Here is a 26149-nt window from a genome sequence, read left to right as displayed (position 1 = left end):
AAAGTGAGTAAAAGATGAGCTATTTTGGTACTGATGGAATTCGTGGCAAATTTGGACAACTGCCAATTACCCCAGAGTTCGCATTAAAATTAGGCTTTGCCGCTGGAAAAGTATTAAAACGAAATAGTCCTAAAAATAAACCGATTGTAGTGCTGGGGAAAGACACGCGTTTATCGGGTTATATTTTAGAAGCCGCTCTACAAGCAGGCTTGAATGCAGCAGGTGTATATGTACATTTGTTAGGCCCTTTGCCAACACCTGCGATTGCACATTTAACCCGTGCATTACACGCACATGCTGGGATCGTGATTTCAGCATCGCATAACCCTTATTTTGATAACGGCATTAAATTTTTCTCAAGTGCAGGTAAGAAGTTACCTGATACTTTGCAAGACGAAATCAATCAGGAACTCGAAAAAGATTTAGTGATTGAAGACACTGCAAATTTGGGTAAAAGTGTTCGTGTTAAAGATGCCAATGGTCGTTATATCGAATTCTGTAAATCGACTTTCCCGTACCATTTTGACTTAGGTAATTTAAAAATCGTAGTGGACTGTGCCAATGGTGCAGCCTATAGCGTAGGCCCATCGGTATTCCGTGAGCTCGGTGCTAAAGTCATTCCTTTATTTAATGAACCTGATGGTTTAAACATTAATGAAAACTGTGGCTCAACCCACCCAGAACAATTACAAAAAGCAGTGTTGGAACATCAAGCCGATGTCGGTATTGCTTTCGATGGCGATGCTGATCGTGTGGTCATGGTGGATAAAAATGGTCAATTGATTGATGGTGACCATATTCTCTATATTCTTGCAACACAGGCGAAGAATAAGCCAGCGGGTGTTGTAGGCACCGTGATGAGTAATATGGCACTCGAGTTGGCCCTAGAACAAGCTAAGGTTGGCTTTGTTCGTGCTAAAGTTGGTGACCGCTATGTATTACAAGCCCTTGAAGAAAAGAATTGGGTCACAGGTGGTGAGCCTTCAGGTCATATTCTCACTTTAGATAAGAGCACGACAGGTGATGCGATCATTGCAGCGTTACAAGTGCTCACTGTGATGGTGGAACAAGGCAAAGCACTGCATGAGTTGGTTGAAGGTTTTGTGTTATTCCCGCAAGTACTGGTCAATGTTCGTCTACAACACATGATTGATCCCTATTCAATTCCAGCCTTGGTTGCAGAATTTGAAAAAGCGGAACAGCAACTAAAAGGTCGAGGCCGTTTGTTGATTCGTAAGTCAGGTACTGAACCTGTGATTCGTGTCATGGTGGAAGGCGATCAGCAGCAAGAAGTTGAGGCGTTGGCGAATCATTTAGCAGATGCAGTACGCGCTCAAGCCCAAGCTGCTTAAGGGGGAGCCATCATGAGTGATGTCATTAAAGACCTGAGTGAGTTGCGTTTGAGCTATGAGCAGGGTGAATTACATGAAGCCCAGATTAGCCTACAGCCGCATTTACAGTTTCTGAATTGGTTTAATCATGCATTAGCTGCCAATTTACATGAACCCTATGCGATGTCATTAGCGACGGCAAATGCTCAAGGGCGTCCGCATGTGCGTACCGTATTATTACGTGGTGCGACAGAAGCAGGTTATGATTTCTATACCAATTATGACAGCCAAAAGGGTTTAGACTTAGCTGACAATCCGTATGCTGAGCTGCTGTTTTACTGGCCAAGTTTAGAGCGTCAGATCCGTATTGGTGGCAAGGTCATCAAGATTTCTGAACAAGAATCGACGGATTATTACCATAAACGCCCGCGTGACAGTCAGATTGCTGCGCATATCAGTACCCCACAAAGTGGGGTGATTGAAAGTCGTGAGTTATTACAACAACGCTTTCAAGCGCTGCAAAGTCAAGTTCAAGATGAACTGGATAAGCCTGAGTTTTGGGGCGGTTATCGCTTAGAAGCAGATTATTATGAGTTTTGGCAAGGGCGACCAAATCGCTTACATGATCGTTTAAGTTATGAAAAACAAAATGGTCTTTGGACTATCCAACGTTTGATGCCATAAATGACCCAGATTCAAATTCAAAAAAGACCACTGCTGACACGCCCTGAACAGTTTCAGGGCGTGCCTGCTTTTATTGCCGAAATTTTAGCAAGGCGTGGTGTGCAATCTGAGCAAGAGCTGGAACTGAAACTCAAGCATTTGCTTTCCCCTGAGCTTAAAGGCTTGGCAGAGGCAGTTGCGTTGATCGATCAAGCCATTGATCAGCAAAAACAGATCGTGATTGTGGGGGACTATGATGCCGATGGTGCGACCAGTACCGCTTTAATGGTGCTTGTCTTGCAAGATATGGGTGCTAGGGTTGAGTATCTGGTGCCTGATCGTTTTAAGTATGGTTATGGGCTCACGCCTGCGATTGCTGAATTGGCCAAGCAAAGCTATCAGCCAGATCTTTTGATTACCGTGGATAATGGTATATCGAGCCATGCGGGTGTAGATACTGCCCAAGCGTTAGGGATGCAGGTGATCATTACTGATCACCACTTAACCACCAAGCCAACACCGAGTGCTGAGGCAGTGGTTAATCCGAACCAACTCGGTTGTGGGTTTTCAAGTAAGGCTTTGGCTGGGGTAGGCGTGGCTTTTTATTTATTGGCGAAATTGGCCAGTTCACGCAGCCAGCAAGGCAAAAGCAGCAGTAAAGTGACCCAATATCTCGACTTGGTCGCATTAGGGACTTATGCCGATGTCGCCAGTTTGGATTATAACAATCGTATTTTGATTGATGCCGGATTAAAGCGGATTCAGCAATATCAATGTCGTGCAGGTATTTTAGCCTTACTGGATATTGCAGGACGTGACGCAGCCAGTTTACGTGCACAAGATTTAGGCTTTGTGGTGGGCCCGCGAATCAATGCAGCAGGTCGAATGGAAAGTATGCGGATCGGAATCGAGTGTTTACTTGCGGCTGATATGGCAACCGCTTATCCGATTGCACAACAGTTGAATCAGCTCAATATCGAACGCCGCCAAGTTGAAACTGAAATGAAGCAGCAAGCACTAAGTGCTTTGCAACATATTCAGTTGGAAACAGAGCATTTACCTGCAGCATTGGTGATGTTTGATCAACAATGGCACCAAGGTGTGATTGGCATTGTGGCTGGGCGTTTAAAGGAGCAATTTCATCGTCCAAGTTTAGTGTTTGCGCCTGATGAAGATGGGATCCATATTAAAGGTTCAGCACGGTCGATTGATGGGATTCATATTCGCGATACCATTGAGCAAGTTGCAGAACACTATCCACATTTGGTCAGTCATTTTGGCGGGCATGCTGCAGCCGCCGGTTTAACCCTGAAGAAAGAAAATTTTGATGCATTCAAAACGGCTTTCACCCAAGCGATTGCTGAAATGGATGATGAATTATTCACGGCGACCTTATGGACGGATGGTGAGCTGGGCGATTCAGATTTACATTTAGGGACTTTGGATTGGATTGAACAACTTGGGCCCTGGGGGCAGAAGTTTCCACTGCCTCAATTTGAGGGGCGATTCAAAGTGATCGATTATCGTTGGCTCAAAGAGCAACATTTGAAACTCAAATTGGCGGTCGGGTCTCATTCCATAGATGCAATTGCATTTAATGCGATGGACCGTTTTGAATTTAATCCCATGCTGGGCTATGTGGATTTAGTCTATACCTTGGAGCGGAATGTCTTTAATGGTAACACCCGTCTACAATTGCAAATTTCCTATTTAAAACAATAAAAAAATCCGCTCTGATGAGCGGATTTTTTAATCATTACATGCTATTGGTTAGAAGCGGACAGTACCGTTGAAACCATAAGAATCAACACCATCTGTTGTGGTATAACCGACGCCTAAAGCAAATTGTGGCGTAAAGAATTTTTGTGCGTGAAGATTGAAAACACTGTCTGAATCATCAGCGGTAGAATCTGCAAATGAGATACCGACACTGAGTGTTGGATCAAGATAAAGATCAGCACCTAGGCGATAGGTCGTTTCGTCTCCAATATAACTCAGTGCTTCAAAATTGGTATAGTAACCGCCAATCTGTGAAACATATTTTGCACGTAAAGAAACGGCGGTATCGTCATTCTCGCCAGACACAATTGCAGCGTTTGAAAGCGTATTGGTAAAGCCGTATTGAGCAACCTGAACTGGATTTAGGCTATCAGATAAATCTGCAACACCCATTGCAAGGAGTAATCCATTGATGGGTAAGAAACCTGCTTCAAGACTATAGCCATCGCCATTTTCGGAATGAGAGCCTAAACCATTAATTGTTGCTTTGACATTGGTGCGATGTAAGGCACCAGAAAGATAAAATTGTGAGTTAGGGACGTAGAACTCACCTTGAAGGCCGATAATATTGAATTGTAAGTCACCGAAATCTTCGTCATCTTTCAGTTTGCTATAGGCATAGCCGCCACCGATATTCGATGCTTTATCTAAGAAAGCAGCTTCTGCTAAAGGTGCATTACGGGTTTGCACAGGGTTAAAATAATATTTCCCGCTGATGACTGCGCTGTTGCCTTTCCCATCATCCATGTTGATATGTTCATATGCACCGTTGGCTTCGGTTTGATAAGCATGGGCATTGATGGCAAAGCAAGCACTTATCAGTGTTGCAAGAAGACTTAGTTTTTTCATTCGAATTTCCCCCGATTAAAAATCATACATATTTTGTTACACGGAGTAGTGTATTCAAAAATAGCTAAGCGTCAATTCTTAAATACAGGATTAAGCTGGGAAAAAATCAAAAGGGGGAGGACTGAAAATGATAAGAAAACGGGGGGGGGGCAATAAAAAACGCCCTGAATGATTCAGGGCGTTTCCGATATTAAAAATTGCTATTCAAGTCTTAGAAGCGGTATGCACCACGAAGACCGAATGAAGTGTAGTCATTATCAATATATGATTTATCGTTACCGAAACCTACACGACCTTCCAAGCTCACTTGTTGATTGAAGAATTTCTTCGCAGAAATACCCCATTCATTTGAGTTAACGATTGTGTCGTCATACTTAAGTTTTTGATAATCCACACCAACGCTTAAAGTTTTGTCGATGAAGTAATCACCTTTTAACTTCACTTCTTTGTTGTCACCAAAAGCAGTATATGCTTCTAAATTTACGTCATTTTGACCCATTTTAGTTACATACTTGGCACGAAGTGTTGGACTAGTTTCACGGTCGCCATCTTTCACATCAACCGTTTTTGCACCCGCAGCAACCAATAAACCTGGTGCTGGTAAGTAACCAACTTCTGCTGAATAATGGTTGATTTTTAATTTGTCTTCGTCAGTTGCATATTTAGAATTCGGTTTGATTTCTTCACGGCCAATATTGCCGCTTAAATAGAAATCGCTGTTTGGAACAAAGTATTCAATACCTGCGCCATATTGATTGTTTTTGAATGCATCATCTTTTTCATGAGCGTATTGTGCTTTTACATTGCTCGCACGGTCAAGGAACGCTGCTTCTGCAAGAGGTGCATTACGTGTTTGTACTGGATTAAAGTAATATTTGCCGTCTACGCTGAAACGATCATTGTCACCAAAACGATCTTGGTCTTTATAGGTATAAGAACCACCTACCTCAGCTTGATAAGCATGAGCAGTGCCTGTTACTGCGATGGCAGATAAAAGTGCTGATGCAATTGCTAATTTTTTCATGGTTGTTTCCTCATTAAGATTTAAACCAAGTGTTAAACACTGATACATGTTTTGTTACAACTTGAGTCTAGAGTAATTTTCAATATCGTCAATCTTGATAAGGTAATCGAACAGTACGAATGTAATTGACTTGTAATTTTGACATTTTATCTGATTGATATTATTTAATAAAAAATCAATGTTTTGATTTATTAAAACTTAGGAGAGATTGTGTGTTTTAGTGTAATTGGTCTAATTTTTATACAAAAACTAGGGTCGGAGAAATCTAACTAAACATTTCAGGCATAAAATTAAGTAATTTAAAAAATCCATTTTAATAAATAAATGTATTCAAAATGACATGGCTGTGTCGACTAAAACAGTTATGTTAAAATAGCGGATTAAGTGAAAAAATAGTGTGAGAAAAGACGCGTGGAAATTAATCCGTATTTAATTCAATTGAAAGACTTATCTGATCGTAGCCAAACACTACGGGGGTATCTTTGACTACGATCTAAAAGCTGAGCGTTTAGAAGAAGTTTTAAGAGAATTAGAAGACCCTGCGATTTGGAATGATCAAAGCCGTGCTCAGGCCATCGCAAAAGAAAAGGGCAGTTTAGAAAACACATTAGGTGTATTTGATCGTCTTGCTGAACAGTTAGATGATGCCAAAGCGATGCTAGACCTTGCGGTTGAAGCGGATGATGAAAGTTTATTGTTGGATGTTCAAGCAGAATTAGACAGTGCTGAACAGGCCTTAGGTAATCTTGAATTCCGTCGTATGTTCAGTAATCCAATGGATCCAAATCCATGCTTCCTTGAAATCCAATCTGGTTCAGGTGGGACAGAAGCACAGGATTGGGCGTCAATGTTATTACGTATGTATCTACGCTGGATCGAACGTCATGGCTTTAAAGCTGAATTGATGGAAGTGTCAGATGGTGATGTCGCTGGGATTAAATCAGCAACCATTCGTGTAGATGGTGAATTTGCCTATGGTTGGTTACGTACTGAAAGTGGCGTACATCGTTTAGTCCGTAAGTCACCATTTGACAGTAACAACAACCGCCATACTTCATTCTCAGCCGTGTTTATCTCGCCTGAGATTGATGACAATATCGAAATTGATATCAATCCATCCGATGTCCGTACCGATACTTACCGTGCTTCGGGTGCGGGTGGTCAGCACATTAACAAAACCGATTCTGCGGTTCGTTTAACGCATGCACCGACAGGCATTGTAGTGGCTTGTCAGAACCAACGTTCACAACATGCCAACCGTGACCATGCGTGGAAGCAATTACGTGCCAAACTCTATGAACTCGAGATGAGCAAACGTAATGAAGCTGCTCAAGCCTTAGAAGACTCAAAGTCAGATATCGGTTGGGGAAGTCAAATTCGTTCCTATGTCCTAGATGACTCACGCATTAAAGACTTACGTACTGGTGTCGAAAATTCCAATACCAAAGCAGTGTTAGATGGTGACTTGGATAAGTTCATCGAAGCAAGTTTGAAGCAAGGTTTATAAGTTTTAATCCAATTAAAACGGCAATCTCGTTCAGTATCGGCTGGTTAATCGAAAAAATATGATATTAATATCGAAAAAAATGGATATTAATATTTGAAAAATTCGATATACTGGTTTCAGGTGCTGAACAAAGCGTTGCCGCTTGAGAAACGTGGTGTGTCTATGGATATTGATGTTATAAGCAAAGCCTTAGCCAATCCATTACGTCGACAGATTTTGCAATGGCTAAAAGAGCCTGAGCAATTTCTACCCGTTGAGCAATGTGGTGGTAGTTTTGAACGGGGTGTATGTGCAGGGCACATCGAACGTTTAGGAAAAGTTGCACAATCGACCATGTCGAATCATTTGTCTGTATTGCAACAGGCAGGTTTGATTAAGGTCGAGAAATATGGACAGTGGTCTTATTTCACGCGCAATGAAGCTTTGATTCAGCAATATATCGAACATTTAAAACAAGCACTTTAAATCGAAGAAGTGTAAGTTGAGGCGATCATGGCTGAACTAAATTCTACTTTGCAAGTAGGTGATTTCACGATTAAAAACCGCTTGGTTTTAGCTCCTTTAACCAGAGCGCGTAGTGGTGCACAACGTATTCCAAACGATTTGATGGTGGAATATTACCAACAACGTGCCAATGCTGGCCTTATTATTACCGAAGCAACGGTGATTAGCCCAAAAGCAGCGGGATATGCCAATACGCCAGGTTTATGGTCCCAAGAACAAGCGCAGGCATGGCATAAAATTGTTGAAGCTGTACATGCACAAGGTTCAAAAATTGTGGTTCAGCTGTGGCATGTCGGTCGTATTTCACATCCAGACTTATTGGATGGTGATACACCTGTGGCACCCAGTGCGATTCAACCTACGGGTGAAGTGAGCTTACTTCGTCCAAAGCGTCCTTTTGTGACACCACGTGCCTTATCACATGAAGAAATTCAAGAAATCGTCGCGCAATATAGAAATGCTGCTGAACAGGCCAAAGCCGCTGGGTTTGATGGTGTGGAATTACACGCAGCGAATGGTTATTTGATTGATCAATTCCTACAAAGCACAACCAATCAACGTGATGATGAATACGGCGGTTCAATTGAAAACCGTGCGCGTTTATTGCTCCAAGTTGTAGATACCTTCATCGAAGTATGGGGTGCTGGTCGAGTGGGCGTACATCTTGCCCCACGCGGTGATTCGCACGATATGGGCGATGAAAATCCATTAGCAACGTTTGGTTATGTGGTTGAGCAATTAGATCAACGCAATATTGGTTTTATTTTCACGCGTGAATATGAAGCTGAGGATAGTGTGTTACCAAAATTACGCCCGAAATTTAAAGGTGTGTGGATTGCCAATGAAGGTTTAACCGCGGATTCTGCGAAACGTATTTTGGCGACAGGCCAAGCGGATGCAGTTTCATTCGGTAAACAATATATCGCGAACCCTGATTTATTTGAACGTTTACAACATGATTTGCCTTTAAATCCACTTCAGCCACAAACGCTATATGGTGATGGTGCTGAGGGTTATACCGATTATCCTGCTTTTGAACAGTTAGAAGCTTAATCTGTTTTAAAACTTTAAAAAATGACTCATGTGATTTACCAAAATTGCATGAGTTTTTGTTTTAATTACCTGAACGGATCTCCGGAAACCGAGGTGCAACATCAGAAGGCTTGAGGGCAATCAGTACTATGTACCCACAAACCGTCATTAAAAATAAAGTATGTATGATAGTCAGCAATTTCCAAGTGGAAAGCGGTTGTAGAAAAGGCTTCATTTAACACATAAATTGGGTCATGTTCTTTTAATATCAATGGGCTTGGGTTATCACCATTACCTATGTATTTTCGATGCCCATCTGGGTGCTGCTCTAGAAAGAAATAATAATCAACGTTATCTATATCAAAGCCTTTTTTATCAGCGTCAAATATATTTCTCGGTGAATAGGATGCAGCAACAAAAGGCTTATCTGTTTTATATCGAGGTTGTACACTGAAAACTAGTATTACAATGTCTATATCTTTAGTTTGAAGGATATGTCCATTCTCTAATTCATCCAATCGTGTCCAGCCAATACCATTAACCCAAAATGGATGGTTCGGAGTGGTCATAATTGTACTCATTTGACCCTTTTTAGATAGCTGCAATAATTTACCTTTATTTAAATTTGAGATATCAGTAGTTGCTTTAACTTGAAAGTATGTTAGCTCCCAAATTTCTTTATCTTCATAAGAAGCTGTGCTTATAACAGGTTTATAGCAAAGCTCGCCCTCACCAGATTCTGGCTTGGACAGAACCATATCATCCACTTTAATGTCTTGAATTGGAACTAGACCTTGCTCTGTGAGGATACGAGTTCCCGCTGGAAAACATCCTTTTTGTTTATGGACAGTATACATTTGCTTAACCCCTTGTTCGTTTTTTTCTTTTCATGGTTGTGTCGTGATCTAATGAAATTTCAAATAGATTTTTCTTTTAGAGTGAAAACATATCAATTCTTTAAGTAATTGACTAAATCGCGCAATTGGCTAATTTACAAGATAATTTGGCCTAAGCATATAGAAAGGAAGTCCATATTTCTTCAAAACACATTTAAAAGTCTAACTGTCAAAACATCATAAATTTCCGCATAATGGGCAGGAATCACCTTGTAAATTATGGTCTCGGATGGCGCAGAACACAGCAGCACAGCAAACACCGTTTTGGTATAACGTTTTATTGGCTTGTATCAAGCCCTTATACCGTTGGAAAATCAAACAACGGGCAGAAAGTGATGCGCTGTTTCAGCAGGAATGTATCGAGCGTTTTGGGCCGTTTCAGCCTGCTAAAAATTTAAGGGCAATTTGGTTTCATGCGGTATCTGTTGGTGAAACCAACGCGGCTCAACCTTTGATAGAGCATTATCTAAAATTAGGTCATCCCGTTTTAGTGACCAATACCACCAAGACTGGGCAAGCTCGGGCAAAATCCCTGTTTTTAAAAGTACCCTATCTCGATTTATTTCAGGCGGTATATTTGCCTGTCGATCAAAAAGCATTATTAAAACGATTTTTTAACCTGTATCAACCTCGGCTATTGGCATTGGTTGAAACAGAGATCTGGCCAAATCTTATTGCCGAAGCACAACAGCAACAAATTCCCTGTATTTTATTGAATGCACGTCTTTCCGAAAAATCGGCCAAAGGTTATGGCAAGGTTCGTCGTTTAACTCAACCGATGCTGCAACAGTTGACTTGGCTATTGGCCCAAGATGTGGCAACGCAACAACGCTATGTCGATCTAGGTCTTGATCCAGTCAAAAGTCAGGTGGTTGGCAATATTAAATTTGATATTGCTGCACCAGAGCATTTTGTCATGCAAGCACAGCAACTCAAACAAGAATGGCAATTGGCGAATCGTCAGATCATCACTTTAGCCAGTACGCATGCACCAGAAGAACACAGTGTGCTGAAACAATTGCAGTCGCATTTAAATTCAAATCCGAATTTACTCTGTATTGTGGTGCCTCGTCATCCAGAACGTTTTGATGAGGTATATCAAGTTTGCCAAAGTTTGAATTTAAAAACGCAACGCCGTAGTCTGCAACAACCGATTCAAGCGGATACCCAAGTCTTCCTTGCCGATAGTATGGGGGAAATGTGGCTCTGGTATGCCTTGAGCCAAGCCTGTTTTGTTGGAGGTTCATTGAATGAGCCGGGTGGCGGGCATAATATTTTAGAGCCGATGGTCTTGAATGTGCCCACCGCCATTGGTCCGCGTTATTTCAATTTTCAAACTATTGTGGATGAGTTTGTGGCTCAGCATGGGATTCTGATTGGAGCGGATGCGGAGCAGGTGGGGCAGCAATTATTAACCTGTCTAGAGCATGATGCACAGGCTCAGCAACTGGTTACACAGGCTCAGCGGGTTCTACAAGCAAATAAAGGCTCACTACAGCAGCATATTCAGTGTCTTGATCACTATTTACAGCAAACCATATCGTCATGAATATTGTTTTACTCGAGCCAGATCAGTGTGTTTCGGCGGAGGTCTGGCAGATTAGCCAGCCCAGACAATTACAGCATTTAGCTCAGCACTTACAGCTGAATGTTGGTGATACCTTAAAGGTTGGGATTCGTGCAGATCAGCGCTACTTAACTGAGGTGGTGGCTATCAGCGAAGAATGCATTAGGGTTCGTCCAGTACAAACAGAAGTGGTTCCTGCAAAGCTTCCCGTGCATCTGATTCTGGCCTTGCCACGTCCTAAAGTATTACGTCGCATCATTATGGATGCTGTGACCTTGGGCGTGGAACGGATTAGCCTGATTCATAGTTATCGAGTGGATAAGAGCTATTGGCAAACACCGTTTTTACAGCAACTGAATGATTATGTAACTTTAGGTTTAGAACAAGCGGGCGATACTATTGCACCCGAAATCCAACTGTATAAACGCTTTAAACCTTTTGTGGAAGATGTTTTACCGACGTTGATCAGCGCAGAACAGCCTGCTTTTGTGGCGCATCCCTATGCAGAGCAGCCAATGCCGTATGCAATTCAACAGTCTTGTAGTTTGATCGTTGGTCCAGAGGGAGGATTTATTCCCTATGAGGTTGATCTGCTGATAAAAAACGGCTGCCAAGCGATGAGCTTAGGCAACCGAATTTTGCGAACTGAAACAGCCGTATCGAATATTTTAGGGCGATTATTTGTCTAAAGCATCGCTCAGCTCAGATTGATCACCACGATAGACTTTGACTTCCTGCACTGGATAAGGAATTGAAATTCCTTTTTCGTCAAAAGCAGTCACCACCAATTCTTGAATTTCGCTGATAGAGGCTGAGGTAGTGGTTTCAGTGGTATTGACCCACCAGCGTACTGTTAAATTAATTGAGAAATCTGCCAGTGCGGTGACGTTGACCGAGAAACCTGGTTGACTCAGTACATTCAAATTACGATCCAGAATATCGAGAATAATCTTCTTGGCTTTTTGCATGTCATCTTCATAGCCAATACCAACCACAAATTCACAACGACGACGTTGATAGGCATTGTTGACTGTGACTGCACTGGTGTACACCGTAGCATTGGGAATCACGATGCGACGGCCATCTGGAGAGCGTAAGAAAGTTGCTCGGATTTGAATATCTTCAACGTTTCCTTCCAAGCCATTTACGACAATATCATCACCGATACGAAACGGTTCGCTGATCAAAATCAGAATCCCGGACAATAAGTTCTGGAAGATGTCTTTGAAAGCAAAACCAATCGCAACCGAACCAATCCCCAAAGCACCAATCAATTGACTTGGCGTAAAGCCTGGGATGGCAATCACCAACGCAATCAAGAAGCCAAAGAAGATAATAAAGGTACTACCGACACGATTGAGTACTAGGACTAGGTTTTGACGGGTATAGCTGCGATTTTCTAAAGTCTTGCGAATAAAGAGTTTAAACAACTTGGTGAGCAGCCAAAAGATAATGAAAACTGTAATCGCGATACCGATATAGGGAATACGCTCCCAAAAGCTGTCCATAATTTTATCAATGGTGGTATAGGCATCGTGATACTTTTCAGTATGAGCCAAGACCGTTTCAGTGGTCTTGGTGCTGGCTTGATGAATCAGCGCACCTGTATCTTTTGCCACTTCAGTCAATGTTGTTTGTTCGTTTGCCACAGCAAGATCTCTATTTCGCAAAGGAAGGAGTAAATGAGGGAAGCAATCATAATGAATTTATACCCAATACGCATGTGAAAATTCAGTCTTTACTTCCCATGATGATTAAATCAATTCGCTGGATGCGGTCGTTTAAAAATATTCGGTGGTATTTTGAATGATTTGGGTTGGTGCTTCCCAGAGATCTGGACTGGCAAAATAATACGCAAAAATGAAGATACCAGACATCATCAGTAAGGTGACCAAAATCATCAGCCATGCCAGTATTTTTTCCCATCCACGAGATGGGCGAACATCACCGTAGTCATTGCGATGCGGTGTTCCTGGTGCAAGCAAAACGTATAAGGTAAACAGCAGTTGAATCACGGGCACCAATAGCAACAAGCATAGCCAGCCAGTCTTATTCAAGTCATGTAAGCGACGAATCAAAAGCACGATTTGCAAATAAAAGGCACCCAACCACACTGCAATCATGGCAAAGACAGACATGCCTGGAAACGCACTAAATATGGCATCATCGACGTTGCGGCTTGCAAAAATACCCGCGAAAGCAAAGATCAAGATAAATGCAGCCAGACAAGCCAAACTGAGCAAACCGTACCAACCTAAATAGCTGAGACGGTTAAAACGACCTTTAGGAGAAAGTGGATGGTCATTGATTGGTTGTACTTGGGGTGTTATTACAGGGTCAAACATAGTGCATTCCTATTTTTCTGATTATTAAATCTTTTAAGCTTTTGGCAATGATCAAAATAATCACTTATTTTAAGAACAAAAAGCATAGACAAGCAGTTCAAATTTAAATTATTTTGAGTAAATTTTTGAAAAGAAATGGATCGTAAAAGCGTCGGCTTTGCTATTTTAGCCTAAAACTAAGACAAGATTGAAAGATTAAAAGTCCTGACATTTCTACGACCAAAGCCGCATTGTTTGCGCTTGTCAATGGTGTCAATACTGCAAGTGAGAACAAAACATACCCGTGTAATAGATGAGAACATCTAAGGTATGAGATAAAAAACCAAGGAAGTGAGCTATGAAAGAAATCTACCCAGTGCCTGATAAATTCAAAGAAACGGCAAGAATCTCTGAAGCAGACTATTTCAAACGTTACCAACATTCGATTGAGCAACCTGAAGCATTTTGGGCAGAGGAAGCTAGCAAGATTGAATGGATCAAACCATTTACACAGGTCAAAAATACCAGTTTTAATCAAGATAATTTTAAAATTGAATGGTTTGCGGATGGTGAGCTGAATGTCTCAGCCAACTGCTTAGATCGACATCTTAAAGATAATCCATTAAAGCCAGCGATTATTTGGGAAGGTGACCACCCTTCGCGTCATAAAATCATTTCGTTTTCTGAACTGCATGATGAAGTGTGTCGTTTTGCCAATGTGTTAAAGAAGCAAGGTATTCGCAAAGGTGATCGTGTAGTGCTGTATATGCCGATGGTGCCTGAAGCGGCAATTGCCATGCTGGCCTGTGCACGTATTGGTGCCGTGCATTGTGTGGTGTTTGGTGGCTTCTCGCCAGACTCCTTGGCCAGTCGTATTGAAGACTGCCAAGCAAAACTGGTGATTACTGCGGATGCTGGCATGCGCGGTGGAAAGTTACTGCCACTGAAAGAAAACGTGGATGCCGCTTTAGAAATTGATGGTACCAGCAGTGTTGAAAACGTGATTGTGGTGCATCGTACAGGGAATCCAATTCAGTTTAATGCAGCACGAGATGTTTGGTATCACCTTGCCATCATGGAGGTAGACGAACACTGTCCGCCAGAACCGATGAAAGCAGAAGATCCGCTCTTCATTCTGTACACTTCAGGTTCAACAGGTAAACCGAAAGGTGTGTTACATACCACAGGCGGTTATCTGGTGTATGTGAATACCACTTTTAGAGAAGTCTTCGATCTGCGTGAAGATGATGTGTATTGGTGTACTGCGGATGTAGGCTGGATTACAGGACATAGTTATTTACTCTATGGGCCACTCAGTAATGCCACCACCACGGTGATGTTTGAGGGGATTCCACAATATCCAACTTGGGCACGTATCGGTCATGTGATTGATAAGCATAACGTCACCATTCTGTATACAGCACCGACTGCGATTCGCGCCATGATGCGTGAAGGCGATGCTTATGTACGTGAAAGTGATCGGAGTAGTTTACGCCTACTTGGTTCGGTGGGTGAGCCGATCAATCCAGAAGCATGGAACTGGTACCATGAAGTGGTGGGTGAAGGTCGTTGCCCAATTGTCGATACATGGTGGCAAACAGAGACAGGCGGCATTCTAATTTCACCATTACCGGGTGCAACTGCCTTAAAACCAGGTTCTGCAACACGTCCATTCTTTGGTGTTCAACCGGCACTGGTGGATGGAGAGGGCAATGAGCTAGAAGGTGCGACTGAAGGCAATCTGGTGATTAAGGATTCTTGGCCAGGTCAAATGCGGACCATTTGGGGTGATCCACAACGTTTTATCGAGGCTTATTTCTCGACCTTTAAGAATTACTATTTCACAGGTGATGGTGCACGTCGTGATGCTGATGGTTACTATTGGATTACCGGACGTGTCGATGATGTACTCAACGTATCGGGGCATCGCTTAGGGACTGCGGAAATTGAGAGTGCCTTAGTCTCGCATGTTGCAGTGGCTGAGGCTGCGGTGGTGGGTATGCCGCATGATATTAAAGGACAGGGGATTTGTACTTTTGTCACTCTACAAGCCGATGTGGCTGAATCTGAGGAGCTACGCAAGGAGTTGGTCAACTGGGTGCGTAAAGTGCTTGGGCCAGTGGCTACCCCTGATGCACTACATTGGGCACCCGCTTTGCCAAAAACTCGTTCAGGTAAAATCATGCGCCGTATCCTAAGAAAGATCGCGGCAAATGAATTGGATACTTTGGGGGATACCTCAACGTTGGCTGAACCTGCTGTGGTTGAACATTTGATTGCCACGGTTTATCCAAACCGATAAACCCGATGCAAATGTGAAAAGAGCGTTCGATGGAACGCTCTTTTTTTTATCTGTATTATTTAATTGTGCGCCAAAAAATCTGCCGTGTTTTGTACAGTGGCGAAGAAACCCAGTGCAGATAAGAACGCCGTTTGCACATCTGCTGCTTTGACGGTTTTACCCGCATGTTCGAGATCACGGGTTGCCGTGGCATCTGCAATCACAATAGCTTGATACCCGAGTTCTTTGGCTGCACGTGTACCCGAATCAATACAGACATGGGTCATCATGCCAGTTATCACTAACTGCTCAACTTGATGCTGCTGTAACAACGCTTGAAGATTGGTTTCCAGAAAGCTATTGGGAAAATGTTTTTCAACAATGATTGAGTTCTCGGTCACTTTCAGTTGTGGATGTAATTCAACACCTACGGTATTTTCCTGAAAGAAACTGGCAGAAGTCGGATTTACGTGTTGAATATAAATAATCGGTAAATTGTTTTGGATAAAATGATCTTCTAATTGGTTGGTATATTGCAGAGCAAGCTCTGGATTGACCAATTCCATTTTGCCATTTTTAAAATAATCGTTTTGCACATCAATAATCAGTAAGGCTTGTTTCATCACTTTTTCTTCCAGCGTTAAGATAAAACAAGAGTAGGGTGAAACGCAGAAATCGGCTATATTCAGATGAAAGCATTGTTGCTGGTTTTCTTTCCTAATGAAAAATGAATATTGAACTTGATCCGATTGATCTAAAAATTATTGAATTGCTGAAACAAGATTCGCGTTTAAGCCATAAAGAAATTGGACAGTGCGTGCATCGTACTGGGCAGGCAGTGGGTGCTCGTATTGCACAGTTAATGGATGCAGGCATTATCAAAAATTACACCATCGCGATAAAATATGAACATCAACAATTCATCCAATTGTTTATGAATGATCAGCAAGCTTTTATTGAGGTTGAGCGTTTGGTCAAACAATATGAGCAGGTAGATGAATGTTTTAAAATTCTCGGTAATGCCTGTTATATGATTGTCAGCCACTTTAACCCATCACAATTGAATGAATTTATTGAGCAGCTGTCGCAGTGGTGCCGTTATTCGGTTGAAACCGTCATGCGAGAAATTGAGACCCGTTAAAATAAAAAAAGCCCCAAGCCGAGCCTTGGGGAGTATTTGCCATTTCTTTTGTTTTTCTTCTTATTTAATGCTGAAAACTACGCTGATTTTGCTGCGAGATGATGCTCCTGTTGTTGTTCAAGTTGACGGACCAGCGGTAGAACTTTTTCTCCAAAATATTCAACCTCCTCAATGAAATGCAGAAAACCAGAAAGAACCAAATCTACCCCGACATTTTTTAGGGCCACAATGCGTTCTGCAATTTGCTGTGGCGTCCCGATCAGATTGGTTTTAAAGCCATCGTTATATTGCACCAGATCATCAAAGGTCGATTTTGCCCAATTGCCCTCACGCTCAGGGGCTGCTGCACCTGCTTCACGAGTCGCATCACCGAAGGCATTCACCGCTTCGACATTGGCTTGAGCAATGATTTCATTCAGGACTGCTTTGGCTTCTTCCTCAGTATCACGTGCGATAATAAAAGCATTGACCCCAATCTTGACTTGTCGATTGGCTAACTTTGCTTTGCTGCGGACATCATCAACTTGCTTTTTGATTTCTTCAACGCTATTGCCATTGGTAAAATACCAGTCCGATACACGTGCAGCCATATCGCGTGCGGCACGGGAACTGCCGCCTTGAAACACTTCGATATAAGGTTTTTGCAAAGGTTTCGGTTTAAGCGTGTAATTCTGGAATTGATAATATTTGCCGTCAAAGCTGTAATTGTCAGTTGTCCAGATACCTTTGAGGGTACGAATAAATTCTTCGGAACGAACATAACGTTCATCATGCTCAGGCCAAGGTTCGCCAATCGCATCAAATTCGCCACGGAACCAGCCGCTGACCACATTAATCGCAATACGCCCTTGGCTGAGGTAGTCAATGGTTGCCAGCTGTTTAGCCGCGAGTACAGGCTTCCAAGGGCCAGGTAGGATCGCCGCAATGACTTTGAGTTTTTCGGTCTTTGCTAATAACGCATGGCTAAAACTGACCGATTCATGTTGGTTTTCTGCGCCATAGCCCGCGGTAAAACGGATTTGGGTGAGGGCATATTCAAAGCCGCTTCGTTCCGCTGCTTGTGCTAAGCGCACATTATAGTCATAGCTCCAGTCAGTACGTTGTTCAATGTTGCTTACAACGAGACCGCCACTCACATTGGGAACCCAGTAGGCAAATTTAATTGCGGATGCTGTTATTGTCATCGTTGTATCCTCCATAACAGATATGGTTTATGCGACGTGGGTTAAATTCTTGGCTGACTTCGGGTGTAAGCGAGACTCAGCTGCATCCAGATTGGGTACTGCCGCAGATGGTAAGACTTCTGCTTGTTCAATCTGTTTGTTGATACCGAGATTCTGATTGGCTTGCTCAGTTTTGGTTTTGATGGCCGCTGCACGTTGGCCTTTGGCTGGTGCCCATTCTAAAATGGGTAAGGCACGTGCCACGGCTAAGGTCACGCGATCAGACAATTGCTCGCTTTTAACCGTATATTCAGGCGTGAAATCACGATCAGTGGCATAGACCCCAATCGGTAAGGTTTGTGCTTGGAAGAAACTGAATAAAGGGCGTAATTGATGTTCTAGGACCAGTGCATGACGGTCACTGCCACCAGAAGCCGCCAGTAGGACGGGTACATCGACCAAAGCCGTCTGTTCAACAAAATCAAAAAAGTGTTTAAATAAACCTGTAAATGAAGCACGATAAACTGGGGTGCCGACAATCAGTGCATCTGCTGCTTCTACCGCTGCGAGATCATCTTGTACGCGTTGTGGCAGCTGATTACGATAAATGGCCCCACCCAATAAAGGTCCAATTTCACTGAGCTTGACGAAATGCACTTTGATATTAATCGCTTCAGAAAGCTCATCCAGAATCGCCTGAACTAAACTTTCTGTTTTTGAGGGACTATTTAAACCACCAGATACGGCAACAATATTAAGGGGAGTTGAGAGGGTATTGTGATTGGACATAATAACGGCCTAAAAGATCATTTCGAATTGCTATTTATTTATCTACACCGCATGCCAAGCTGTAAAATAAGGAAATGCTGCAAGCTTATCTTTTTTAAAGATATGTCGATAAATCACAATAAATATCAAATTTTAGGTCGTTAATTTTCTGTTTCTATTCAAGATTTTTGAATCTGTTTTATGCAAAGATGATTTTAATCAAGTTATATCAATATTTGATTTATTTTGCGGGAAAAGGAAATAAATCGTACCTTGTGCTTGACCTAGCCTTGAATTGAAAATAGGCTTAAGCGGATTGAATTTAAATAAACATCGTACAGTGACGTACTTGCAGATAGCTTAAGCGCTTATGAATATTTTAATTGTAGACGACCATCCTTTATTTAGACATGCTTTGATTCAAGCGGTTCGTTATAGTTTGCCTCAGGCGCAGATCCAAGAGACTGCAGATGTAGATGAATTCTATGCACGTTTAGAGCATGGTGCAGAGCCTGATCTGGTATTGCTGGATTTGAATCTTCCGGGTGCGTCGGGTTTCTCTGCTTTGGTGTATGTGCGCGCACAATACCCTGCAATTCCGATTATTGTGGTCTCAGCACATGAAGAAGTTTCAATTATTCAGCGTGCGATTGCACATGGGGCAATGGGCTATATTCCAAAATCCTCACATCCAAGCCATATTGGTGAAGCGATTAAGCATGTTTTGGAAGGTGAGATCTGGTTACCACCGAACTTACCGACTCATGCAGGCTTTGATCCGCGTGCAGCAGATGAAACCGCTTTAGCCGAACGTTTACAATCACTCACGCCACAGCAGTTCCGCGTATTGATGATGGTGGCCGAAGGTTTATTGAATAAGCAAATTGCTTATGAATTAGAAGTTTCAGAAGCCACAATCAAAGCACATGTCACCGCAATTTTCCGTAAACTGGGGGTACAAAATCGTACTCAGGCGGTCTTGGCGATTAGTGCCTTAAATATTGAAGATAAAAAGATGTAATGTATTGCAATGAGAAAGCCCATTTCTCATTTTGTAGAATACGAGATCATAAAAAACCAGTTCCTAAGAACTGGTTTTTTATGATGAATGAGATGTTCTATGTAGAACCCAAATCCAATATTAGAAACGGAACTTCGCGTTTAAGCCGATAGTTTGTGTATCAGTGCTTTCATGTTTCGCATTTGCGTTAACATAAGTTGCGCCTACAGCAATTGCTGGAGTAATGAAGTAGTTTACGTTTGCACCCCAAGCAGAATTGATTGCAGAGAAGTTGTCTTCATTTGCTGGGTTAGAGCTGAAATTCGCTTCAGCATAAGAAGCACCAACGCTTAACTTAGGAGTCACATATACGTCAGTTTTCAATTCGTATGCTTGGAAGTCACCGTAAACAAGGCCAGCTTCAAAACCTACAGCCATGTTTGTACCATCGATGTTACCTACGTATTTAGTACGTGCAGTGATCGCATCTTGGTCTTCACCGATAACTAATGGTTGAGCGACTGATTTAGCAATACCATTTGAAAGGACGCTGTTTGCGTCTAAAGCAAATTGATCAGCAATGTTCGTATAACCAACAGCAACTAAGAAATTAGGAGTAAGCATCGTACCGACTTCTAATGCGAAACGGTCACCATTATTTTTTTTACCTTCGGACTTAGTTTGTGAGTGGCTGTATGCAGCACTTGTATACACAGGTAAGTAAGGAGTTGGAAGGTAAGCTTCACCTTTTGCACCGAAAGAATTGTTCTTAACAGTTGCAACTTCGTCACCGCTTAATTCTGCAAAGCTATAAGCTACAGAAACATTAGATGCTTGATTTAAGAATGCAGCTTCAGCTAAAGGACCTTTAGAAGCATCTACATTTTTGAAGTAGTAAGTACCTTGAGCAGCACCAGTGAAGTCTTTGTCATTGTTGCTTTTTGCGTCGATGAATTCAGACTGACCTTGAACTTCTACTTGGTATGCGTGAGCACCGGTCATGGCTAAAACTAAAGCAGTGGCTAAACCGAGTTTTTTCATAATAATTTCCAGCTTTAAAACAATAAAGAGTAAAGTTGGAGCCATTGTATTGTAACAAAGTATGAAGTCAATGTAATAAATTTGAGCTTCCGATAAATGAACAAATACCGATCAGGCGGTGTATAATAAATGAACAATTAAGAAAAACGCTGTCAACCTTTTATAAAATATATATCTAACAAATAGATAAGTTTATTTTTTAACAAGATAAGTGATGTCATAAGAATGTCATCCGTAAATATTTCAATTGGTTTATTCAATTGTTGTAATCGGTTTTTTCATTTAAATCATTCTTGTTATTGTCATAATTTTGACGATAAAAGTGTGTATTGAAATATTGTTCTACTGTTTTTATGAGACCTGCTTTGCATAATTTCATATTATTGACTGTGCATTAATATAAACCAAAAGCATCAAATAAATCTGATTTTAAATGAACAATCAACAAAATCGATTGTAACGATAAACCCGATCTATTTAATCAACTTTACTTTGTGAGAGCTAATTCACATAATGCAAAGCAAGGGATATCTAATTTGCATTTAAATATCTCATAACATTTTCTTTTGAGTTTTTTGATGTTTTTACATCATCGTTTTACTAGCTCGGCTTTCCCCAAGGCTGAGCTTTTTTTTGTCTGTTTTTTTACAAAGTATTGATGAAAATAACACTACAGAACAACAGCGACAAAACACTTATAGTGACAGATTATTCTACTTTTCCAGCTTTATGATGATGTCGAAAAAATTAAAAGGTCTGGCCCTTTTTACAGCCATCTTTTTTGCAATTCCCATGGCCGCTTGTCAAAATTTTAGCCAACAAAAACAACAGCTCTCGACACAAAAAAATGAGCAGCAGCAGATCTCAAGTTTATTCCAGAGTGCCCAAACCAGTGGTGTTTTGGTGATTTATGATGGCAAGAAAATTCACAGCTATGGCAATGATCTTGATCGTGCAGAACAGCGCTATATCCCTGCTTCAACTTTTAAAATGTTGAATGCCTTGATTGGGATACAACATCATAAGACTACATCAGATGAAGTGTTTAAATGGGATGGCAAAAAGCGGGCATTCAGTAGTTGGGAAAAAGATTTAAGCTTAGCTGAGGCGATGCAGGCATCGGCGGTACCCGTTTATCAAGAACTGGCGCGACGTATTGGTCTGGAACTGATGACCCGTGAAGTGAAGCGCGTGGGTTATGGCAATAAAAATATTGGGACACAAGTCGATAATTTCTGGTTAGTTGGCCCATTAAAAATTACCCCCATAGAAGAAGTTCGCTTTGCCTATGCGTTGGCAAAACAAAAACTGCCCTTTGACCAGCCGACCCAGCAACAAGTCAAAGCGATGTTATTGGTGGATCAAATTCAGGGAACCAAAATCTATGCCAAAAGTGGTTGGGGCATGGATGTTAGCCCGCAAGTGGGATGGTGGACAGGCTGGATTGAACAGCCAAATGGTAAGATCACTGCCTTCTCACTGAATATGCAAATGAGTCAGCCTGAACATGCAGATGCACGCAAAGTGATTGTGTATCAAGCCTTGCAACAGTTGGGGTTGTTAGCCCATTAAATACGCAAAAAAAGACCCAGCTTTTGGGGAAAGCTGGGCTGAGAAAGGATGTTTAGCTTGGGGGAGAAAACATCCTAGAGGGTTAGGGGGTAAATTCTGCAATCTCTGTATGCTTAAATTATGTTCTCTGGAAAGTAATTTGTAAAATTGATAATTTATATATTTAGAATAGAATTTTTCGATTTTTAAATGCATTCAAGTGTGGAAAAGCAAGCGCATAACCCAAGTGAAATATGATTGATTTTACTTAAAATAGAAATTCAGTGGCAAAACGTTTAGATCACTTGGTATGTGTAATGAGACTCAAAACGTTTAGCCCATATGAGTGAATTAAATTTCGTGATTACCACTCGTAGCGTAAGCGAAATAAATGCATGTCAGGTGTATGGTTGCTGTCTTGGGTATACAGGCGTTCATAGTCAAAGCCAAAACCGTGATTGAAACGAATCGCCACGCCAATGCCATGGTCACGTCGAGAGAAATCATAGCCGCTACGATATTTTAAATAATTCCCCATCAGATAAGGTTGGATGTATTTCATGCCATGATGGTCAAGCTCGACATGATAGCCTGCATAATATTCAAGTCCATAAGCCTCCGTGTCTAACAGGCTTTCAACAGATTGAGTTGATGTTTGATTGAGTGCATCAAAGTTAGGCAATAGATTTTTATACCAGCCTGCACCTGTACTAAGCATCCATGTCCCATCAAAGTAGAACAGGGCGGACGCAAGCATGTCTTGAGAGAGCTTAGATGTTGCATGGTCAGATTGCAGCTGAGCTTTGTTGTGTTTCCATGAAATCGCCCAGTTTAAGTTTTTATTTAAGTGAATATCGACAGCGGCTTCTTGACCAGATTTGCGTTGATAACGAAGCTGATTCAGACTGGTGTGATCTTCAAATAAATAAGCTGCATAAAAATCAATATTTTTGGTTTTCTTCTCATATCTTAAAGTCTTACTGGCCGCTTGAGTCCCATCGAAATAGGCAAAAGGGCTCCATGTTTGCGGTTGAGCCAGCGTACTGTAGTCCCAAAGATCGGTTTTAGCCCCAACCACATCGTAATACAGACTATAAATTTTTCCATATTTTAAGCTGCCGTAGTGATGGCTCGAGATTCCCGCATAGGCTTGTTCTGTGGTCAGACGCTCATCATTGTTTTGATAATGCCCATCCCAATCTAAAATTTTGGCTGGATTAATAAAATTTTGATAACCCGTGATCAAATGCAGATCATCATTAATTTTATAGTCGCTATTGAGATAGATCCTGCTGGTTGCGCTATAGCCATTGCGACGATATTTCTGGCCTGCATTGGAAGGCTGATATTGATCGAAATTCAGGGCTTGCAGTCTGAGACTGCCGGCACTGCTCAGTTTAAAGTTGTCCTGCTCATTGAGAATCTGATCTTGATTGATCAATTCAATTTGTGCAAATGCCGAAGAGCAGAGTGCAAAACTCAGGGCAATAAAAACCCGATGGTATTGAAGTTTGAACTTAACCATTTTCAAATACGTCCGTGTATAGATTTAAGGGTGAGCGGTTAATCTCCGATGAAAATATTCATCTAAGATATTGTAATGATCTGTGTTATTCAGTAGTTGGAAAGAGACAAAGTCTGGGTCGATGGATTTCCTATTATGAAAATACGACTGGCTTTGCCCAATCAACTCATCGAGCTCTTGCGCGCCACAGAAAATGGCATAGGGCTTTGGGACAGCGGCCTCGACATGGATGGGACTATATTGCCGAATCTCATATTCCGAGAGATTCAACGCTGCATTTAAATGGGTTTGTTGAATGGGGGCGAGATCATAAATGCCACTCAATAAAACGGCTTCACTTACAGCAGGATGGGTGAGCATTAATGCCGATAAATGAGCCCCCGCAGAATGCCCAACCAACATCATCTCTTGAGTGCTCCATGCTTGTTGTTGGATAAAATCAAGCGCTTGTTGGATTTGCTGGACGATTTCGCCCATGCTGCGTTGCGGGGCCAAGTCATATTCAAGTAAGACACATTGCATATTGTTGGCAAGAACATCAGTGGCGATAAAGGCAAAATCGGATTTATTGCACCATTGCCAATAGCCGCCATGTACAAACACGACGGTTTTACGTGCCTGCGCTAAAGGAAAGAGATCTAAGCACGATCGAGTTGTTTCGGCATAGGCAATATTCTGAATACAGGGGTGTTGCTGATAGCTCAACAGACTACGCTGTTGAAAGTCCATCAGAATATCCTGCTCATTTGCAACCGTTCGAGAATTATCATAAAGCTTCATGGCGTGTTTACTCAGAAGCTTCGGTGTTTGTGCTTAAATCGAGCTTTGCCGAGCTGCGTTTTAGCATATAAAAAACGATTAACAGCACAATAAAGGGAATGCCAAACTGTAGCGTAGATTTAAATTCGGCCGTAAACCACGTGGTGAGGGTAATGCTCAGAATACTGAATAAACCAAACAGTGAAATGAACTGACTTGCTGGAATTTTGTATTTTAATCCAATGCCATTTTTCGCCATATGCCGTCTAAAACAGATATGGGTCACAAAGATGCTGCCCCAAGTAAATAATGCGCCGAACATCGATAAGGCAATCATGATGGGGAAGGCCGATTCAGGATTGATGGTATACACCACGCTTGCAACAGCAATCCCCATGGCGGATAAAAATAGTGCATTGATGGGCACGCCATTGGGACGGATTTTGCCGAAGATTTGAGGTGCATCACCTGCCCGTGACAAGCTAAATAACATTCGGGTTGAAATATACAGCATGCTATTCATGGCAGAGAGGGCGGCGACAATCACAATGAAATTGAGAATGCTATCAGCATATGGAATCCCGACAATTTTCATCACAGTCACAAAAGGGCTGCTAGCATCTTTGCCAATCAGTTCTGTCCATGGAACCAGTGCCACGATTAAAGACAGGGACAGTAAATAGAATAAAATCAGACGCAGTGCGGTACTCTTAAAGGCATATTTGACCGCTTTTTCTGGGTTCGATGCTTCACCTGCAGCGACGGCAATCATTTCAATACTTAAATAACTAAAAATCGAAATAATCACGCCAATCCAGACGCCACTGAATCCGTTGGGAAAGAAGCCACCGTGTCCAGTCAGATTAGTCAGCACATGATGACTTTGCTGAGTGTTTTGAGTCAGAATGCCGATTGCCAACAGAATAAACACGATAATGGCAAAGATTTTAATGGTGGAAAACCAGTATTCCACCAGTCCAAATGCTTTGACGCTATAAGCATTCACTGCAAGCAAAGTACCTGAAAAAAACACGATCCAGATCCATGCGGGCAGATCGGGAAACCACATTTTCATATAGTCTGCGACTGCGGTGATCTCGGTTCCAACCGCCAGTACGATACAGGCCCAATAACTGTAGCGCACCAAGAAACCCGCCAAGGGGCTGATATAATGTTCAGCATAGGCTCCAAATGAGCCTGAAGTCGGGTGCTGTACTGTCATTTCGGCGAGACATGCCATCAGCGCAAAGGCAATCAGCCCGCCTATGGCATAACTCAAAATGACAGCAGGGCCAGCAAAGCTAATTGCAAATTTGCTCCCCATAAACAGCCCCGTTCCAATCGCGCCACCAATCGCAATCATTGCCATCTGTTTGGCGGATAATTTTTTATGTAGTCCTGCTTCACGTGCTTGAATCTTGTCAAAATTATTCATCGGCCTCTC

Annotated in this window: 24 protein-coding genes; 12 read left to right on the top strand and 12 right to left on the bottom strand. The window is 42.0% G+C overall.

What is annotated here, in order from left to right:
* Nucleotides 1-14 precede the first annotated feature (14 nt).
* From glmM to recJ, 3 genes are read left to right on the top strand one after another with little or no spacing between them, the layout of a single operon-like run.
* Entirely contained in the window at nucleotides 15-1352 is a 1338-nt protein-coding gene (glmM, locus tag A7P55_RS01580; RefSeq protein WP_171550847.1) for a phosphoglucosamine mutase, read from the top strand.
* 12 nt (nucleotides 1353-1364) lie between these two features.
* Nucleotides 1365-2015, top strand: coding sequence for a pyridoxamine 5'-phosphate oxidase (gene pdxH, locus A7P55_RS01575; protein WP_171550846.1), 651 nt, complete (start codon nucleotides 1365-1367; stop codon nucleotides 2013-2015).
* Nucleotides 2016-3716 carry a single-stranded-DNA-specific exonuclease RecJ gene (recJ, locus tag A7P55_RS01570; protein ID WP_171550845.1) on the top strand — a complete coding sequence of 567 codons (1701 nt, stop codon included), beginning with the start codon at nucleotides 2016-2018 and terminating at the stop codon, nucleotides 3714-3716.
* Between the two features lie 48 nt (nucleotides 3717-3764).
* Here the strand turns inward: recJ and A7P55_RS01565 are convergent, their stop codons facing one another.
* Together A7P55_RS01565 and A7P55_RS01560 are read right to left on the bottom strand one after the other, a co-directional pair.
* Nucleotides 3765-4622 carry a putative porin gene (locus tag A7P55_RS01565; RefSeq protein ID WP_171550844.1) on the bottom strand — a complete coding sequence of 286 codons (858 nt, stop codon included), beginning with the start codon at nucleotides 4620-4622 and terminating at the stop codon, nucleotides 3765-3767.
* A gap of 211 nt (nucleotides 4623-4833) precedes the next feature.
* Nucleotides 4834-5646: a putative porin gene (locus A7P55_RS01560; protein WP_171550843.1), complete on the bottom strand. Its 813-nt coding sequence runs from the start codon at nucleotides 5644-5646 to the stop codon at nucleotides 4834-4836.
* A 411-nt stretch (nucleotides 5647-6057) separates the two neighbouring features.
* Between A7P55_RS01560 and prfB the strand changes: the two genes are divergently transcribed.
* From prfB to A7P55_RS01545, 3 genes are all read left to right on the top strand, one after another.
* Nucleotides 6058-7153 (top strand): peptide chain release factor 2 gene (gene prfB / locus A7P55_RS01555; protein ID WP_096089470.1). Its coding sequence is split into 2 segments (ribosomal slippage): nucleotides 6058-6129 and nucleotides 6131-7153, totalling 1095 coding nucleotides; the frame shifts between segments, so codons are not numbered across the junction.
* 162 nt (nucleotides 7154-7315) lie between these two features.
* The gene (locus tag A7P55_RS01550) at nucleotides 7316-7618 is read left to right on the top strand and encodes a helix-turn-helix transcriptional regulator (RefSeq protein WP_010590065.1); all 303 of its coding nucleotides are present in this window, start codon (nucleotides 7316-7318) and stop codon (nucleotides 7616-7618) included.
* A gap of 27 nt (nucleotides 7619-7645) precedes the next feature.
* Complete coding sequence (locus tag A7P55_RS01545) at nucleotides 7646-8710, top strand: alkene reductase (protein ID WP_171550842.1); 1065 nt, start codon at nucleotides 7646-7648, stop codon at nucleotides 8708-8710.
* A 101-nt stretch (nucleotides 8711-8811) separates the two neighbouring features.
* Here the strand turns inward: A7P55_RS01545 and A7P55_RS01540 are convergent, their stop codons facing one another.
* On the bottom strand, nucleotides 8812-9546 hold the full coding sequence (locus A7P55_RS01540) for a Hint domain-containing protein (RefSeq protein ID WP_171550841.1): 735 nt from the start codon (nucleotides 9544-9546) through the stop codon (nucleotides 8812-8814).
* A 268-nt stretch (nucleotides 9547-9814) separates the two neighbouring features.
* Between A7P55_RS01540 and A7P55_RS01535 the strand changes: the two genes are divergently transcribed.
* Entirely contained in the window at nucleotides 9815-11134 is a 1320-nt protein-coding gene (locus tag A7P55_RS01535; RefSeq protein WP_171550840.1) for a 3-deoxy-D-manno-octulosonic acid transferase, read from the top strand.
* Nucleotides 11131-11841 (top strand): 16S rRNA (uracil(1498)-N(3))-methyltransferase, encoded by a 711-nt coding sequence (locus A7P55_RS01530; protein ID WP_171550839.1) that lies wholly within the window; start codon nucleotides 11131-11133, stop codon nucleotides 11839-11841. Before A7P55_RS01535 ends, A7P55_RS01530 begins: the two co-directional genes overlap by 4 nt.
* Here A7P55_RS01530 and A7P55_RS01525 read toward each other — a convergent pair.
* Nucleotides 11830-12801: a mechanosensitive ion channel domain-containing protein gene (locus tag A7P55_RS01525; protein WP_004803649.1), complete on the bottom strand. Its 972-nt coding sequence runs from the start codon at nucleotides 12799-12801 to the stop codon at nucleotides 11830-11832. The two genes, A7P55_RS01530 and A7P55_RS01525, sit on opposite strands and share 12 nt — an antisense overlap.
* Nucleotides 12802-12933: 132 nt before the next feature.
* Entirely contained in the window at nucleotides 12934-13497 is a 564-nt protein-coding gene (locus A7P55_RS01520; protein WP_171550838.1) for a DUF805 domain-containing protein, read from the bottom strand.
* Nucleotides 13498-13834: 337 nt separating this feature from the next.
* Here A7P55_RS01520 and acs point away from each other — a divergent pair, with 337 nt between their 5' ends.
* The gene (gene acs / locus A7P55_RS01515) at nucleotides 13835-15778 is read left to right on the top strand and encodes an acetate--CoA ligase (RefSeq protein ID WP_171550837.1); all 1944 of its coding nucleotides are present in this window, start codon (nucleotides 13835-13837) and stop codon (nucleotides 15776-15778) included.
* Between the two features lie 59 nt (nucleotides 15779-15837).
* Here acs and A7P55_RS01510 read toward each other — a convergent pair whose 3' ends face one another.
* Nucleotides 15838-16380, bottom strand: coding sequence for a cysteine hydrolase family protein (locus A7P55_RS01510; RefSeq protein WP_171550836.1), 543 nt, complete (start codon nucleotides 16378-16380; stop codon nucleotides 15838-15840).
* Between the two features lie 104 nt (nucleotides 16381-16484).
* On the opposite strand from A7P55_RS01510, the gene A7P55_RS01505 reads away from it, so the two are divergent.
* The gene (locus A7P55_RS01505; protein ID WP_171550835.1) at nucleotides 16485-16898 is read left to right on the top strand and encodes an AsnC family transcriptional regulator; all 414 of its coding nucleotides are present in this window, start codon (nucleotides 16485-16487) and stop codon (nucleotides 16896-16898) included.
* A gap of 77 nt (nucleotides 16899-16975) precedes the next feature.
* On the opposite strand, the gene sfnG is transcribed toward A7P55_RS01505, so the two are convergent.
* Together sfnG and msuE are read right to left on the bottom strand one after the other, a co-directional pair.
* Complete coding sequence (gene sfnG, locus A7P55_RS01500; protein ID WP_171550834.1) at nucleotides 16976-18082, bottom strand: dimethylsulfone monooxygenase SfnG; 1107 nt, start codon at nucleotides 18080-18082, stop codon at nucleotides 16976-16978.
* Between the two features lie 27 nt (nucleotides 18083-18109).
* Nucleotides 18110-18850 carry an FMN reductase gene (gene msuE, locus A7P55_RS01495; RefSeq protein ID WP_005297521.1) on the bottom strand — a complete coding sequence of 247 codons (741 nt, stop codon included), beginning with the start codon at nucleotides 18848-18850 and terminating at the stop codon, nucleotides 18110-18112.
* A 349-nt stretch (nucleotides 18851-19199) separates the two neighbouring features.
* Here msuE and A7P55_RS01490 point away from each other — a divergent pair, with 349 nt between their 5' ends.
* Nucleotides 19200-19850, top strand: a complete 651-nt coding sequence (locus A7P55_RS01490) for a response regulator transcription factor (RefSeq protein ID WP_004657203.1) — start codon at nucleotides 19200-19202, stop codon at nucleotides 19848-19850.
* 120 nt (nucleotides 19851-19970) lie between these two features.
* On the opposite strand, the gene omp33-36 is transcribed toward A7P55_RS01490, so the two are convergent.
* Nucleotides 19971-20915: a porin Omp33-36 gene (gene omp33-36, locus A7P55_RS01485; RefSeq protein ID WP_289847002.1), complete on the bottom strand. Its 945-nt coding sequence runs from the start codon at nucleotides 20913-20915 to the stop codon at nucleotides 19971-19973.
* 684 nt (nucleotides 20916-21599) lie between these two features.
* On the opposite strand from omp33-36, the gene blaOXA reads away from it, so the two are divergent.
* Nucleotides 21600-22442 (top strand): OXA-286 family carbapenem-hydrolyzing class D beta-lactamase, encoded by an 843-nt coding sequence (blaOXA, locus tag A7P55_RS01480; protein WP_171550970.1) that lies wholly within the window; start codon nucleotides 21600-21602, stop codon nucleotides 22440-22442.
* Nucleotides 22443-22785: 343 nt separating this feature from the next.
* Here blaOXA and A7P55_RS01475 read toward each other — a convergent pair whose 3' ends face one another.
* Genes A7P55_RS01475 through A7P55_RS01465 form a run of 3 tightly spaced genes read right to left on the bottom strand, consistent with a single transcriptional unit; the run spans nucleotide 22786 to nucleotide 26140 of the window.
* The gene (locus A7P55_RS01475; RefSeq protein WP_171550833.1) at nucleotides 22786-23946 is read right to left on the bottom strand and encodes a porin; all 1161 of its coding nucleotides are present in this window, start codon (nucleotides 23944-23946) and stop codon (nucleotides 22786-22788) included.
* 24 nt (nucleotides 23947-23970) lie between these two features.
* Entirely contained in the window at nucleotides 23971-24726 is a 756-nt protein-coding gene (locus A7P55_RS01470) for an alpha/beta hydrolase (RefSeq protein WP_171550832.1), read from the bottom strand.
* Between the two features lie 7 nt (nucleotides 24727-24733).
* A complete protein-coding gene (locus A7P55_RS01465; protein ID WP_171550831.1) occupies nucleotides 24734-26140 on the bottom strand; it encodes an amino acid permease in 1407 nt (468 codons plus the stop codon).
* Nucleotides 26141-26149 lie beyond the last annotated feature (9 nt).

The sequence above is a fragment of the Acinetobacter sp. Ac_5812 genome (genome assembly GCF_013072695.1).
GTDB lineage: Bacteria > Pseudomonadota > Gammaproteobacteria > Pseudomonadales > Moraxellaceae > Acinetobacter.
The sequence above is the reverse complement of the archived record's forward strand: the minus strand, read 5'-3'. Positions and strand labels throughout refer to the sequence as shown.

What these genes read in the sequence shown, in the direction of transcription:
- glmM (WP_171550847.1), top strand. Translation starts at nt 15, where the DNA reads ATGAGCTATTTTGGTACTGATGGAATTCGTGGCAAATTTGGACAACTG.
- pdxH (WP_171550846.1), top strand. Translation starts at nt 1,365, where the DNA reads ATGAGTGATGTCATTAAAGACCTGAGTGAGTTGCGTTTGAGCTATGAG.
- recJ (WP_171550845.1), top strand. Translation starts at nt 2,016, where the DNA reads ATGACCCAGATTCAAATTCAAAAAAGACCACTGCTGACACGCCCTGAA.
- A7P55_RS01565 (WP_171550844.1), bottom strand. Translation starts at nt 4,622, where the DNA reads ATGAAAAAACTAAGTCTTCTTGCAACACTGATAAGTGCTTGCTTTGCC.
- A7P55_RS01560 (WP_171550843.1), bottom strand. Translation starts at nt 5,646, where the DNA reads ATGAAAAAATTAGCAATTGCATCAGCACTTTTATCTGCCATCGCAGTA.
- A7P55_RS01550 (WP_010590065.1), top strand. Translation starts at nt 7,316, where the DNA reads ATGGATATTGATGTTATAAGCAAAGCCTTAGCCAATCCATTACGTCGA.
- A7P55_RS01545 (WP_171550842.1), top strand. Translation starts at nt 7,646, where the DNA reads ATGGCTGAACTAAATTCTACTTTGCAAGTAGGTGATTTCACGATTAAA.
- A7P55_RS01540 (WP_171550841.1), bottom strand. Translation starts at nt 9,546, where the DNA reads ATGTATACTGTCCATAAACAAAAAGGATGTTTTCCAGCGGGAACTCGT.
- A7P55_RS01535 (WP_171550840.1), top strand. Translation starts at nt 9,815, where the DNA reads ATGGCGCAGAACACAGCAGCACAGCAAACACCGTTTTGGTATAACGTT.
- A7P55_RS01530 (WP_171550839.1), top strand. Translation starts at nt 11,131, where the DNA reads ATGAATATTGTTTTACTCGAGCCAGATCAGTGTGTTTCGGCGGAGGTC.
- A7P55_RS01520 (WP_171550838.1), bottom strand. Translation starts at nt 13,497, where the DNA reads ATGTTTGACCCTGTAATAACACCCCAAGTACAACCAATCAATGACCAT.
- acs (WP_171550837.1), top strand. Translation starts at nt 13,835, where the DNA reads ATGAAAGAAATCTACCCAGTGCCTGATAAATTCAAAGAAACGGCAAGA.
- A7P55_RS01510 (WP_171550836.1), bottom strand. Translation starts at nt 16,380, where the DNA reads ATGAAACAAGCCTTACTGATTATTGATGTGCAAAACGATTATTTTAAA.
- A7P55_RS01505 (WP_171550835.1), top strand. Translation starts at nt 16,485, where the DNA reads ATGAATATTGAACTTGATCCGATTGATCTAAAAATTATTGAATTGCTG.
- sfnG (WP_171550834.1), bottom strand. Translation starts at nt 18,082, where the DNA reads ATGACAATAACAGCATCCGCAATTAAATTTGCCTACTGGGTTCCCAAT.
- msuE (WP_005297521.1), bottom strand. Translation starts at nt 18,850, where the DNA reads ATGTCCAATCACAATACCCTCTCAACTCCCCTTAATATTGTTGCCGTA.
- A7P55_RS01490 (WP_004657203.1), top strand. Translation starts at nt 19,200, where the DNA reads ATGAATATTTTAATTGTAGACGACCATCCTTTATTTAGACATGCTTTG.
- omp33-36 (WP_289847002.1), bottom strand. Translation starts at nt 20,915, where the DNA reads ATGGCTCCAACTTTACTCTTTATTGTTTTAAAGCTGGAAATTATTATG.
- blaOXA (WP_171550970.1), top strand. Translation starts at nt 21,600, where the DNA reads ATGATGATGTCGAAAAAATTAAAAGGTCTGGCCCTTTTTACAGCCATC.
- A7P55_RS01475 (WP_171550833.1), bottom strand. Translation starts at nt 23,946, where the DNA reads ATGGTTAAGTTCAAACTTCAATACCATCGGGTTTTTATTGCCCTGAGT.
- A7P55_RS01470 (WP_171550832.1), bottom strand. Translation starts at nt 24,726, where the DNA reads ATGAAGCTTTATGATAATTCTCGAACGGTTGCAAATGAGCAGGATATT.
- A7P55_RS01465 (WP_171550831.1), bottom strand. Translation starts at nt 26,140, where the DNA reads ATGAATAATTTTGACAAGATTCAAGCACGTGAAGCAGGACTACATAAA.